General features: G+C 66.9%; 9 protein-coding genes and 1 pseudogene. All 10 read left to right on the top strand.

Annotated features, from left to right (window positions below; genetic code table 11):
• The first annotated feature begins 308 nt into the window (after window positions 1–308).
• Window positions 309–1,529, top strand: a complete 1,221-nt coding sequence (locus LRS03_RS13765; RefSeq protein ID WP_257826076.1) for an acyl-CoA dehydrogenase family protein — start codon at window positions 309–311, stop codon at window positions 1,527–1,529.
• A 36-nt stretch (window positions 1,530–1,565) separates the two neighbouring features.
• The gene (locus LRS03_RS13760) at window positions 1,566–2,708 is read left to right on the top strand and encodes an acyl-CoA dehydrogenase family protein (protein ID WP_257826075.1); all 1,143 of its coding nucleotides are present in this window, start codon (window positions 1,566–1,568) and stop codon (window positions 2,706–2,708) included.
• 72 nt (window positions 2,709–2,780) lie between these two features.
• Window positions 2,781–4,586, top strand: a complete 1,806-nt coding sequence (locus tag LRS03_RS13755) for an acyl-CoA dehydrogenase (RefSeq protein ID WP_257826074.1) — start codon at window positions 2,781–2,783, stop codon at window positions 4,584–4,586.
• Window positions 4,586–5,035 carry a PaaI family thioesterase gene (locus LRS03_RS13750; protein WP_257826072.1) on the top strand — a complete coding sequence of 150 codons (450 nt, stop codon included), beginning with the start codon at window positions 4,586–4,588 and terminating at the stop codon, window positions 5,033–5,035. The genes LRS03_RS13755 and LRS03_RS13750 overlap by 1 nt, the downstream gene beginning before the upstream one ends.
• Window positions 5,036–5,080: 45 nt before the next feature.
• On the top strand, window positions 5,081–6,544 hold the full coding sequence (locus LRS03_RS13745) for a sigma-54 interaction domain-containing protein (RefSeq protein WP_257826071.1): 1,464 nt from the start codon (window positions 5,081–5,083) through the stop codon (window positions 6,542–6,544).
• Between the two features lie 118 nt (window positions 6,545–6,662).
• A complete protein-coding gene (locus tag LRS03_RS13740; RefSeq protein WP_257826070.1) occupies window positions 6,663–8,882 on the top strand; it encodes a TonB-dependent receptor plug domain-containing protein in 2,220 nt (739 codons plus the stop codon).
• A gap of 216 nt (window positions 8,883–9,098) precedes the next feature.
• Window positions 9,099–10,302: pseudogene (locus LRS03_RS13735) on the top strand (substrate-binding domain-containing protein).
• Between the two features lie 69 nt (window positions 10,303–10,371).
• Entirely contained in the window at window positions 10,372–11,127 is a 756-nt protein-coding gene (locus LRS03_RS13730; protein WP_257826069.1) for an ABC transporter ATP-binding protein, read from the top strand.
• Window positions 11,124–11,858 (top strand): ABC transporter ATP-binding protein, encoded by a 735-nt coding sequence (locus LRS03_RS13725; RefSeq protein WP_257826067.1) that lies wholly within the window; start codon window positions 11,124–11,126, stop codon window positions 11,856–11,858. Before LRS03_RS13730 ends, LRS03_RS13725 begins: the two co-directional genes overlap by 4 nt.
• Window positions 11,855–12,892 (top strand): branched-chain amino acid ABC transporter permease, encoded by a 1,038-nt coding sequence (locus LRS03_RS13720; protein WP_257826065.1) that lies wholly within the window; start codon window positions 11,855–11,857, stop codon window positions 12,890–12,892. The genes LRS03_RS13725 and LRS03_RS13720 overlap by 4 nt, the downstream gene beginning before the upstream one ends.

Genomic DNA, 12,892 nt, shown 5'->3' with positions numbered 1-12,892 from the left:
CGCTCCCGACGGGAGGCACCCGTGCGGGCAGGTCGTGCGTGATTTGATGTTCCGCAATGCAGAACATTATTTTGCAAAGGCGACCATCGTAGCCGCTCAGGGCCTGCCTGTAAACAAGGTGATTCCCCACGCAAACCACCCATCTCCCCCGGGTTGTCGCCCGTGTGACAGGGTTTAGGATGCATTGCAGGCAACGTAGTTGGTAGAAGTTCCAATTTATACTTGCGCGTTTTGCGATGCAGAATGTGCATCCATTTTCGCCAGTCCGCAACTTCGTCCGCAATACGGCTCAGCCGCAGGAGACTTTCATGGATCTCGAATACAGCCCAGAAGAACAGAAATTCCGCGAGGAGGTGCGCAGCTTCATCGCCGAAAACCTGCCGCAGGAGATCCGCAACCGCGGCGCCTCGGGCGAGCGTCACCTGGCCGAAGACATCACCACGTGGCAGAACATCCTCTACAAGAAGGGCTGGGGCGGTTCGAGCTGGCCGGTGGAGTTCGGCGGCACGGGCTGGAACGCGGTGCAGAAGCACATCTTCGACGAGGAGTGCGCCGAGGCCGGCACGCCGATGCAGCTGGCCTTCAGCATCAAGATGGTCGCGCCGGTGATCATGCGTTTCGGCAATGCCGCGCAGAAGGCCTACTACCTGCCGCGCATCCTGTCGGGTGAAGACTGGTGGTGCCAGGGCTACAGCGAGCCGGGCGCCGGCTCCGACCTCGCGTCGCTCAAGACCCGCGCCGTGCGCGGCACCGACGAAAAGGGCGAGCACTACATCGTCAACGGCCAGAAGACCTGGAACACGCTCGGCCAGTACGCCGACTGGATCTTCGTGCTGGTGCGCACCAGCACCGAAGGCCGCAAGCAGGAAGGCATCAGCTTCCTGCTCGTCGACATGAAGACCCCGGGCATCACCGTCAAGCCGATCATCATGCTGGACGGTGGTCACGAGGTGAACGAGGTCTGGTTCGACAACGTGCGTGTGCCGGTCGAGAACCGCATCGGCGAAGAAAACAAGGGCTGGACCTACGCCAAGTTCCTGCTCGGCCACGAGCGCACCGGCATCGCGGGTGTGGGCCGCTCCAAGGTCGCCATCAAGCGCCTGAAGACGCTCGCGCGCAAGGTGCCCGGGGACAACGGCAAGCCGCTGATCGAAGACGTGCGCTTCCGTGACCGCCTCGCGCAGGTCGAGATGGAGCTGATGGCGCTCGAGATCACCAACCTCAAGGTCGTGTCGCAAGAGGGCAAGTCCCACGCGCCCGGCCCCGAGGCCTCGATGCTGAAGATCAAGGGCTCGGAGATCCAGCAGATGCTGACCGAACTTTCGATGATGGCGCTCGGCCCTTACGGCGTGCCCTGGCTGCGCGAGCAGCAGGACCTCTCGGGCAACCCGCAGCCGCTGACGGAGTTCTTTGCCGGCCGCGAGACGCTGCTGTCCGGCGCGTACTACAACACCCGCAAGACCACGATCTATGGCGGCTCCAGCGAAGTCCAGAAGAACATCATCAGCCAGATGATCCTGGGCCTGTGATCGCAGCCTGACCACCAGAACACAGAAGGAATCACCATGGATTTCAATCTCAGCGAAGAACAGACCGCGATCCAGGACAGCCTCAAGCGCTACCTCGCCAAGGACTACACCTTCGAGCACCGCCGCGCGCTCACCAAGAGCGAACTGGGCCACAGCTCCGACGCGTGGAAGACCTACGCCGAGCTGGGCCTCCTGGCCCTGCCGTTCCCCGAAGAAGTGGGCGGCCTGGGCGGCAACGCGATCGACACGATGCTGATCGCCGAGACGCTGGGCACCGCACTCGCGCTCGAGCCCTTCATCCCGTCGATCGTGATCGCCGGCAGCCTGATCGCCGACATCGGCAACGCGGCGCAGAAGGACACGCTGCTGGGCGGCATCACCCAGGGCACGACGATCGCTACGCTGGCCCATCAGGAGCCAGGCGCCCGCTACAACACCCACCACGTGGCCACCACGGCGAAGAAAGACGGCGACGGCTGGTCGCTGAGCGGCCACAAGGCCGTCGTGCTGGCGGCCGCCTCGGCGAACAAACTGCTGGTCTCGGCTCGCACCTCGGGCTCGGCCTTCGACGCCAACGGCATCTCGCTCTTCGTCGTCGACGCCAAGGCCGCCGGCCTGACCCTGCGCCCCTACGGCACGCAAGACGGCCAGCGCGCCGCCGACGTGATCCTGAAGGACGTGAAGGTCGGTGCCGACGCGCTCGTGGGCCAGGTCAACCAGGCCCTGCCGGCGATCGAATGGGCGCTCGACCGGGGCATTGCCGCGCTGTGCGCCGAAGCCGTGGGCGTGATGGCCACGCTGAACGCGCAGACGCTCGAGTACCTGAAGAACCGCAAGCAGTTCGACCAGCCCATCGGCAAGTTCCAGGTGCTGCAGCACCGCATGGCCGACATGGCGATGGCCGCCGAGTACGGCCGCGCGATGGCGCTGCTCGCCGCGGTGAAGGTCGACTCGAAGGATGCGGCCGAGCGCCGCCGCCATGTGTCGGCCGCCAAGGCCTACATCGGCCAGTCGGCCCGCACGGTTGGCCAGGGCGCGGTGCAGATGCACGGCGGCATGGGCGTGACCGACGAGCTGATGGCGGCACACCTCTTCAAGCGCCTGACGGTCATCAACCAGACCTTCGGTGACGTCGACCACCACCTGGGCAAGTTCAGCGACACGCTGCTCGCAGCCTGACGCGCCTCGCTCTCGACCAAGGGCCCGCATGCCACACGCTGCGGGCCCTTCTTCAATCAGATCCAGAACAACATGACCGCTGACCTCATCCTCAACCGCCGCGACCTCGACTTCCAGATCTTCGAGGTCAACGACGCCGAAGCGCTGACGCAGCGCGAGCGCCACGCCGACCACAGCCGCGAGACCTTCGTTGCCGCGCTCGACGCCGCGATGGCCATCGCCGCCGACAAGTTCTTCACCCACAACCGCGAGAGCGACGAGCAGGAGCCCGAATTCGACGGCCAGCGCGTCGAGATCATTCCGCAGGTGAAAGAGGCGCTGCAGGCGTACTGCGAAGCCGGCTTCATCGCGCCGACGCAGGACTACGACCTCGGCGGCATGCAACTGCCGGTGCTGATGGGCCAGGCCTTCTCGGCCATCTTCAAGAGCGCCAACGCGGCAACCAACTCCTACGTCGGCCTGACGATCGCCAACGCCAACGTCATCAACCGCTTCGGCACCGAATCGCAAAAGAAGAAGTACCTGCCGCACATGCTGGCCGGCCGCTTCTTCGGCACCATGTGCCTCACCGAGCCGCAGGCCGGCTCCAGCCTGTCGGACATCACCACCACCGCCGTGCCGCAGGCCGACGGCAGCTACCGCCTCACCGGCAACAAGATCTTCATCTCGGGTGGCGACCACGAGCTGAGCGAAAACATCATCCACCTCGTGCTGGCCCGCCTGCCCGGCGCGCCGGCCGGTGTGAAGGGCATCTCGCTCTTCATCGTGCCGAAGTTCATGGTCAACGACGACGGCTCGCTCGGTGCGCGCAACGACGTCGCGCTCGCGGGCCTGATCCACAAGATGGGCTGGCGTGGCACCACGTCCACCATGCTGTCCTTCGGCGAAAAGGGCAACTGCTACGGCGAGCTGATCGGCCAGCCGAACCAAGGCCTCGCCGCGATGTTCCACATGATGAACGAGGCGCGCATCGGCGTCGGCATGGGCGCGGTGATGCTGGGTTACCGCGGCTACCTCGCCTCGCTGCAGTACGCGCGTGAACGGCCGCAAGGCCGCCGCGCCGGCAGCAAGGACCCGAACGAGCCGCAGATCAAGCTGATCGAGCACGCCGACATCCGCCGCATGCTGATTGCGCAGAAGGCGTATGTGGAAGGCGGCCTCGCACTCGGCCTCTATGCTGCGCGCCTGGTCGACGAGCAGAAGACCGGCCCCGACGAGACCAAGCGTGAAGAAGCCGGCCTCCTGCTGGAGCTGCTCACGCCCATCGTGAAAAGCTGGCCTTCGCAGTGGTGCCTGGAGGCCAACAGCCTCGCGATCCAGATCCACGGCGGCTACGGCTACACCCGCGAATACCCTGTGGAGCAGTTCTACCGCGACAACCGCTTGAACATGATCCACGAGGGCACGCACGCCATCCAGTCGATCGACCTCTTGGGCCGCAAGGTCGTCATGCAGCAAGGCGCCGCGCTGGAGCTGCTGGGCCGCGAGATCGCCGCGACGGTGAAGGACGCGTCGGTCTACGAGACCCTGAGCGCCAACGCCGATGCGCTCACCATCGCGTGGTCGAACGTCACGCAGACGGTCAAGGCGCTCGCGCCCTTGCTGAAGGAAAAAGGCGAACTGGCACTGGCCAACTCGGTCGTCTTCCTCGAAGCCTTCGGCCACACGGTGGTCGCGTGGCAGTGGCTGCGGCAGGCGCTCGTGGCGACCCGCGCGCTGAAGGAGGCCAGGGGCGACGACGAAATCAACTTCTATCGTGGCAAGCTGCACACCAGCGCCTGGTTCTTCGACTGGGAGCTGCCGCGCTGCAAGCCGCAGCACGAGCTGCTGCGCAGCCTCAACGACTCGACCCTTACCATGCAAGACGCCTGGTTCTGATGAGCACCGACGACAACATCCCGGATGGCTTCGTGCCGCTGGTGCCCGGCGGCACCTGGCTCACCCACGCCGGCCCGCTCTACCAAAAGGACGCTGCGAACGGCGGCGTGGTCATTGGCCTGCGCCTGGCGCAAAAGCACACCAACATGCGCGGCATCGCGCACGGCGGCATGCTGGTCACGCTGGCCGACAGTGCGCTCGGCCGCAACATGCACCTCACGCGCAAGCCCTCCGCGCCGATGGTGTCGGTCAACCTGTCGACCGACTTCCTCGGGGCGGCGAAGGTCGGCGACTGGCTGGAGGCCCACGTCACCGTGCGCAAGCACGGCGCGCGGCTCTCGTTCGCCGAGTGCGAGCTGAAGGTCGGCGAGAAAGTCGTGGTGCGCTGCAGCGGCGTCTTTGCCGTGGTCGAACCCGTCTCCGCCAACAAGGAAGTCCCTGAGGGCTGAGCGCTTGCGTGGGGCGTAAAGTGTCCGGCACACCGACACTGCCCCATGACGACGACCCCACTTCCAGCCGACGCCGACGGCGTGCTCAAGCTCGCCGCGCAAAGCATGTTCGACACCCTCGCCCAGGCTGCGATGGGCATGATGGTGGTCGATCGCCAGCACCGCATCGTCTGGATCAGCGAAGGCTACAAGCGCTTCCTGCCCGGCCTCGGCCATGAAGAGAGCGACTTCGTCGGCCGCCGTGTCGAAGAGGTCGTGCCCAACACGCTCATGGCCCACGTGATCGACACCGGCCAGCCCATGCTGGTGGACCTGCTCACCAACCAGGCCGGCACCTTCCTCGTGAGCCGCATGCCGCTGCGCGACGCGCGCGGCGAAGTGATCGGCGCGCTCGGCCTCGTGCTGCTCGACCATCCCGAGACCACCATGCAGCCGCTGATGACCAAGTTCAGCCGGCTGCAGCGCGAGCTGGACGACGCACGCCAGCAGCTCGCCGCGCAGCGCCGGCCCAAGTACACGATCGCCAGCTTCATTGGCTCCAGCCCGGTCGCGATGGAGACCAAGCGCCAGGCCCGCCGCGTGGCGCAGACCGACAGCACCGTGCTGTTGCTCGGCGAGACCGGCACCGGCAAGGAGCTGCTGGCCCATGCCATCCACGCCGCGAGCACGCGGGCATCGAGGGCGTTCGTGGGCGTCAACATCGCCGCGGTGCCCGACACCCTGCTCGAAGCCGAGTTCTTCGGCGTGGCCCCCGGTGCCTACACCGGGGCCGACCGCAAGGGCCGCGACGGCAAGTTCAAGCTCGCCGATGGCGGCACGCTCTTCCTCGACGAGATCGGCGACATGCCGCTTGCGCTGCAGAGCAAGCTCTTGCGCGTGCTGCAGGAGCAGGAGATCGAGCCGCTCGGCAGCAACAAGGTCGAGCGCGTCGACGTGCGCATCGTCGCCGCCACCAGCCGCGACCTGCCGGCGATGGTGGCTGCGGGCAGCTTCCGCGCCGACCTGTACTACCGGCTCAACGTGCTGCCGATCCGGCTGCCCGCGCTGCGCGAGCGCCTGCCTGATCTGGAAGCGCTGGTCGATGCGCTGGCCGAAGACATCGCCCGCCGCAGCGGCCTGCCGCACAAGAGCGTGTCGCCCGATGCGCTGGAGCTGCTGTCGCGGCAGGCCTGGCCCGGCAACATCCGCGAGCTGCGCAACACGCTGGAGCAGGCCACGCTGATGACCGACGACGCGGTGCTCACCGCGACGCATTTCCAGCGTCTGATCGATGGCGTGCCGCGGCTTGGCGCGCCGGTGCCGGCACCGGTGGCCGAGACGGCGCCGCGGGCACATGTCGCCGACGCCGCTGCGGCTGCCGCCATCAAGCCGCTGCCGCAGGCCATCGCCGAGCTGGAGCGGCGTGCCATCCGCGAGGCGCTTGAAGCCACCGGCGGCAACAAGCTCGCGGCCTCGCGGCTGCTCGGCATCTCGCGCGCCACGCTGTACGAAAAGCTCGGCTCGGGCTGAGCGACGTTCGGCCTGACGCACCTTCTTTACCTCGCAGCAACCTGGGCCGCGAAGCTTCACCGATGCGGGTGCTGGTGATCCCGTGCATGCTTCAGGGTTTCTTCGGTCTCTGTTGCCCATGCCTGCCCACGGTCCTCACGCTTCCCCTTCGCTCGCCCTGATCGCGCTCGCGGTCGCCGCCGCCGCCGCGAACGCACAGACGCCGTCACCGCCGCCCGCTGCCGCGCCGTCGCCTGCGCCGCCGCAGCTCGAACGCGTCGAGATCACCGGCACCCGCGACAACGACCAGAGCGAGCGCCGCCAGTCGACGGCGGCCAAGATCGTCATCGGGCGCGAGGAGATCGAACGGTTCGGCGACAGCACCGTGGGCGAGGTGCTCAAGCGCCTGCCCGGCATCACGCTGCAGGGCGCGCCGGGGCGGGGCGGGGCGATCCGCATGCGAGGGCTCGGCAGCGGCTACACGCAGGTGCTGATCGACGGCGAGCGGGTGACCTCGGGCTTCTCGATCGACTCGCTCACGCCCGAGCAGATCGAGCGCATCGAGATCCTGCGCGCGCCCACCGCCGAGACCGGTGCACGTGCCATCGCCGGCACCATCAACATCATCACGCGCGAAGGCTTCAAGAAGCGGCTCAACGACCTGCGCGTGGGTTTTGGCGTGGAGACGGGGCATGTGCACCCCGGCTTCTCGTGGACGCGCAACGACAGCGTCGACAACCTGATCTACAACTTCTCGCTCTCGGCCTTCAAGTTCAAGCGCGATACGGAGAGCGTGACCACCACGGTGCGCGAAGACACCGCCTTGCCCGCTCGCAGTGAAAGCGTGGAGACCACGCAATCGACCGAAGAACGCACCGCGCTGCATGCCACCGGCCGCCTGCAGTGGCGCGGCGACAAGGGCACGTCGCTGGTGCTGATGCCTCTGCTCATCGCGAGCGAAACCGACAACGCGCGCAGTTCGCGGGTCAACTACAACAGCAGCTTCGGCGGCCCGCTCGCCGACCCGCCATACGACACCAGCACCGGCAGCAACACCGGCCGCTACCGCCTGCTGCGCCTGAACAGCGTGTTCAACCGCAGCCTCGACGGCGTGGGTCGCCTCGAACTCAAGGGCGGGCTCGGCCAGGGCCACTGGAGCGGTCGCTCGCAACGGTATTTGCGCAACGACGACGGCTCGACACCGCGCGCCATGCCGGTCACGTTCGACGACGTCAACAGTGCCCGCGACACCAACGCCACGCTCGGCTCCAAGCTCACCACCCTGTTGCCCAACGACCATGCGCTGGTGGCCGGTGCCGAGTTCGAGCACAACCGCCGCAACGAAGAGCACAGCGAGGCCGACACCTCCGGCGACGACTTCTCCGCCCGGGCGCTGCGCTTCGCTGCCTACGCGCAGGACGAATGGAACCTCACGCCGCAATGGGCGGTGCACGCGGGCCTTCGCTGGGAGAGCATCCGCACTGAAGGCGAGGCCAACGGCCTGTCCGCGCCGTTCAAGAACCAGAGCAGCGTGTGGACGCCGCTCTTTCACACCGTGTGGAAGTTCGACCCCAAGAGCCGCGACCAGGTGCGTTTGAGCCTGACCCGCAGCTACCGCTCGCCGACGCTGCAGAACCTGATCCCGTACACACGCCCCTCCACCGACAACTCCGAGACGCGGCCTGACCGCGCGGGCAACCCCGGCCTCAAGCCGGAACTGGCCACCGGGCTCGACCTTGCGGTCGAGCGCTACCTCGCCGGCAGCGGCATCCTGAGCGCCAACGTGTTCTACCGGCAGATCAGCCAGTACATCCGCACCATCACATCGCTGGAAGGTGGCCGCTACGTCTCTCGCATGCAGAACGTCGGCGACGCCACCACCCAGGGCCTCGAACTCGAAGCCAAGTTCCGCCTGAGCGACGTGGTGACCGGCGCGCCCGGCGTCGAGTTGCGCGCCAACGGCAGCGTCTTCCATTCCAAGGTGAAGGGCACGCCCGGCCCCGACAACCGCATCGACCAGCAGGCCTCGGGAAGCGTCAACCTCGGCGCCGACTACCGCCTGCGCGGAACCGGCTTCACGCTGGGCGGCAACCTCAACTGGCAGCCCGGCTACACCACCCGCCTCAGCGCCACGCAATGGGTCGTGCAGGGCAAGAAGCTGGTGGCCGACGCCTACGTGCTCTACGCCATCCAGCCCGGTGTGCAGCTGCGCGTGTCGGGCAGCAACCTCGGGGCGCGCGACTACCTCACCGGCAGCCGCTACGACAGCGCGGCCGATGGTGGCACCGTGCGCGAGAGCAGCGACACCGAGACCAGCTCCTACATCAGTTGGCAGGTGCGTCTGGAAATGAAGCTCTGATCACTGGCTGAACTTTGGGCAGTGTCTTGCCCAAAGACACAGCTCACACTGGTGTGTCTGGAGTTTGGGCGCGAAGTGGCGCCGGCGCGCCCTGTTTCTTGCTCCGTCTCCCAGGTGAACCTAGTGTTTGCCCTGATCTGGTGCTTCTGGGCACAGGCTTTGCGCAAGGGTCTCCCCACCGGCGGCAGCTGCGCCGCCAAGAACCCAGGAGACACCATGCACTTCGCCACCCGCCGCGTAGCCCTCACCGTCGTTGCCACCGCCACGCTGGCGCTGGCCGCGCCGCTCGCCCAGGCCCAGTCCAAGAACGAGGTCCGCATCGCCCACGTCTACGGCAAGACCGGCCCGCTGGAGGCCTATGCCAAGCAGACGCACACCGGCCTGATGATGGGCCTGGAATACGCGACCGGCGGCACGATGACGGTGGCCGGCAAGAAGCTGGTGGTGATCGAGAAAGACGACCAGGGCAAGCCCGACGTGGGCAAGAACCTGCTCGCCACCGCCTACGGCGACGACAAGGCCGACATCGCCGTCGGCACCACCGGCTCGGGCGTGGCGCTCGCCATGCTGCCGGTGGCCGAGGAGTACAAGAAGATCCTGCTGGTCGAGCCCGCGGTGGCCGACTCGATCACCGGCGACAAGTGGAACAAGTACATCTTCCGCACCGGCCGCAACAGCTCGCAGGACGCCATTGCCAACGCCGTGGCGCTCGACAAGGCCGGCGTCAGCATCGCCACGCTCGCACAGGACTACGCCTTCGGCCGCGACGGCGTGAAGGCCTTCAAGGACGCGATCAAGACCGCCAAGATCGTCCATGAGGAATACCTGCCCGTCGCCACCACCGACTTCACCGCCGGTGCGCAGCGCATCATCGACAAGCTGAAAGACGCCCCCGGCCGCAAGATCATCTTCATCATCTGGGCCGGTGCCGGCAACCCGTTCAAGATCGCCGACCTCGACCTCAAGCGCTACAACATCGAGATCGCGACGGGCGGCAACATCCTGCCGGCGATGACGGCCTACAAGCAGTTCCCCGGCATGGAAGGCGCGGCTTATTACTACTTCGGCATTCCGAAGAACCCGGCCAACGAGTGGCTCGTCGCCAACCACTACAAGAAGTTCCAGACCCCGCCCGACTTCTTCACCGCGGGCGGCATGAGCGCCGGCATCGCACTCGTCGAAGCACTCAAGAAGACCCAGGGCAACACCAACACCGACAAGCTCATCACCACCATGGAAGGCATGAGCTTCGACACGCCCAAGGGCAAGATGACCTTCCGCAAGGAAGACCACCAGGCGATGCAGTCGATGTACCACTTCAAGATCAAGGTGGACCCGGCGTTCACCTGGGGTGTGCCTGGACTTCGTGCGCGAGATCAAGCCGGAAGAGATGAACGTGCCGATCCGCAACAAGCGCTGATCGGTTCGCCCGCACCACGCGACATGCCGGCCTCGTGACCGAGGCTGGCCGGCCCTCTACCGCCCCGACATGCTCGAAACCCGCAACCTCACCATCCGCTTCGGCGGCCACGTGGCGGTCGACCACGTGAGCTGTGCCTTCCAGCCCGGCACGCTCACCGCCATCGTCGGCCCCAACGGCGCTGGCAAGACGACCTACTTCAACCTCATCTCGGGCCAGCTGCGCGCGACCGAAGGGCAGGTGATGCTCGGCGGGCATGACATCACCGCCGAGCCGGCCTCGGCGCGCACGCACCGTGGACTGGGCCGGGCTTTCCAGCTCACGCAGCTGTTTCCCAACCTCACGGTGCTGGAGAACGTGCGCCTGGCGGTGCAGTCGCGCCGCCGCGAAGGGCTCAACCTGTGGTCGGTGTGGCTCGACCGGCAGGAGACGCTGGCACGTGCGCGCGAACTCGCGCAGCAGGTGCAGCTCGGCGACAAGGCCGACACCATCGCCAGCAGCCTGCCCCACGGCGACCAGCGCAAGCTCGAAGTGGCGATGCTGATGGCGCTCGATCCGCAGGTCTTCATGTTCGACGAGCCGACCGCGGGCATGAGCGTCGACGAGGTGCCGGTGATCCTCGACCTGATCCGTCAGCTGAAAGCGCGCCGCGACGCGACCATCCTGCTCGTCGAGCACAAGATGGACGTGGTGCGCGAGCTGGCCGACCGCATCATCGTGCTGCACAACGGCCAGCTCGTCGCCGACGGCGACCCGGCGACCGTGATCGCCTCGCCCGTCGTGCAGCAGGCTTACCTCGGCATGGCCGCGAAGGAGGCCGCATGAGCGCGCTCCTGAAGCTGCAGGGCGTGCACACGCACATCGGCCAGTACCACATCCTCCACGGCGTCGACGTCGAGGTGCCGACCGGCGAGGTCACGATGCTGCTCGGCCGCAATGGCGCGGGCAAGACCACCACGCTGCGCACGATCATGGGCCTGTGGGCGGCGTCGCAAGGCACGATCACCTTCGATGGCCGGCCGATCGCAGGCCAACCGACGCCCGACATCGCCCAGCTCGGCATCGCCTACGTGCCCGAGAACATGGGCATCTTCTCCGACCTGTCGGTGAAGGAAAACCTGCTGCTCGCCGCACGCAGCGCACGCACCGTCGAGCAGATGGACACGCAGCGCCTGGAGTGGCTGTTCGGCCTCTTCCCGGCGGTGAAGAAGTTCTGGCTCTACCCGGCCGGCAAGCTCTCGGGCGGGCAAAAGCAGATGCTCGCGATCGCCCGCGCGATGGTCGAGCCGCGCCGCCTGCTGCTGATCGACGAGCCGAGCAAGGGCCTCGCCCCCGCCATCGTGCAGAACCTCATCGAAGCCCTGCGCGAACTCAAGCGCACCCAGACCACCGTGCTGCTGGTGGAGCAGAACTTCGCAGTGGCCAAAGCGCTCGGCGACCGCGTGGCGGTGATGGACGACGGCCGCGTCGTGCATGCCGGCGCGATGCAGGCGCTCGCCGACGACGAAGAACTTCAACACCGGCTGCTCGGCCTTTCGCTGGGAGCCCACCAATGAACACCACGACGACCCCCACCGCCGCCGCGGCGCCCGCGCAGGCCGACGCCATCCCGAAGGCGGCGTTCGACTGGATTCCGCTCGCCCTCGTGCCGCTGCTGGCGCTCGCCGCGCTGCCGGCCATCGGCTCGCCCTCGTCGTGGCTCACGCTCACCGTCGCAGGCCTCGCGATGGGCATGATCGTCTTCATCATCGCCTCGGGCCTCACGCTCGTCTTCGGCCTGATGGACGTGCTCAACTTCGGCCACGGCGTGTTCATCGCCTTTGGCGCCTTCGTCGCCACCAGCGTGTTCGGCGCGATGGCCGGGTGGTCCGAGTCACCGAGCGTGCTGCTCAACCTCGGGGTGCTCTTCTGCGCGATGCTTGCCGCGATGTCGCTGGCCGCGGCGCTCGGCTGGGGCTTCGAGCGGGTGATGGTGCGGCCGGTCTACGGCCAGCACCTGAAGCAGATCCTCGTGACCATGGGCGGCATGATCATCGGCGAAGAGCTGATCAAGGTCGTGTGGGGGCCGCAGCAGGTGCCGCTGCCCTTGCCGGCGTCCTTGCGCGGCTCGTTCATCTTCGGCGATGCCGCGGTCGAGAAGTATCGGCTCGTCGCGGTGGTGATCGGCGTGGTGGTGCTGCTGGCGATGCTCTTCACGCTCAACCGCACCAAGATCGGCCTGCTCATCCGCGCCGGTGTGCAGGACCGCGAGATGGTCGAGAGCCTGGGCTACCGCATCCGCCGCCTCTTCGTCGGCGTGTTCGTCACGGGCTCGGCGCTCGCCGGCCTCGGCGGCGTGCTGTGGGGCCTGTACCAGCAGAACGTGATCCCGCAGATCGGCGCACAGGTCAACGTGCTGATCTTCATCGTCATCATCATCGGCGGGCTGGGCTCGACCTTCGGCTGCTTCGTCGGTGCACTGCTCGTCGGCCTGCTCGCCAACTACGTGGGCTTCCTCGCGCCGAAGGCGGCGATGTTTTCCAACATCGGACTGATGGTGGCGATCCTGCTCTGGAGGCCGCAGGGCCTTTATCCAGTGGCCAACCGTTGA

The organism is Rhizobacter sp. J219 (genome assembly GCF_024700055.1).
Lineage (GTDB): Bacteria > Pseudomonadota > Gammaproteobacteria > Burkholderiales > Burkholderiaceae_C > Rhizobacter.
The sequence above is the reverse complement of the archived record's forward strand: the minus strand, read 5'-3'. Positions and strand labels throughout refer to the sequence as shown.

What these genes read in the sequence shown, in the direction of transcription:
- LRS03_RS13765 (WP_257826076.1), top strand. Translation starts at nt 309, where the DNA reads ATGGATCTCGAATACAGCCCAGAAGAACAGAAATTCCGCGAGGAGGTG.
- LRS03_RS13760 (WP_257826075.1), top strand. Translation starts at nt 1,566, where the DNA reads ATGGATTTCAATCTCAGCGAAGAACAGACCGCGATCCAGGACAGCCTC.
- LRS03_RS13755 (WP_257826074.1), top strand. Translation starts at nt 2,781, where the DNA reads ATGACCGCTGACCTCATCCTCAACCGCCGCGACCTCGACTTCCAGATC.
- LRS03_RS13750 (WP_257826072.1), top strand. Translation starts at nt 4,586, where the DNA reads ATGAGCACCGACGACAACATCCCGGATGGCTTCGTGCCGCTGGTGCCC.
- LRS03_RS13745 (WP_257826071.1), top strand. Translation starts at nt 5,081, where the DNA reads ATGACGACGACCCCACTTCCAGCCGACGCCGACGGCGTGCTCAAGCTC.
- LRS03_RS13740 (WP_257826070.1), top strand. Translation starts at nt 6,663, where the DNA reads ATGCCTGCCCACGGTCCTCACGCTTCCCCTTCGCTCGCCCTGATCGCG.
- LRS03_RS13730 (WP_257826069.1), top strand. Translation starts at nt 10,372, where the DNA reads ATGCTCGAAACCCGCAACCTCACCATCCGCTTCGGCGGCCACGTGGCG.
- LRS03_RS13725 (WP_257826067.1), top strand. Translation starts at nt 11,124, where the DNA reads ATGAGCGCGCTCCTGAAGCTGCAGGGCGTGCACACGCACATCGGCCAG.
- LRS03_RS13720 (WP_257826065.1), top strand. Translation starts at nt 11,855, where the DNA reads ATGAACACCACGACGACCCCCACCGCCGCCGCGGCGCCCGCGCAGGCC.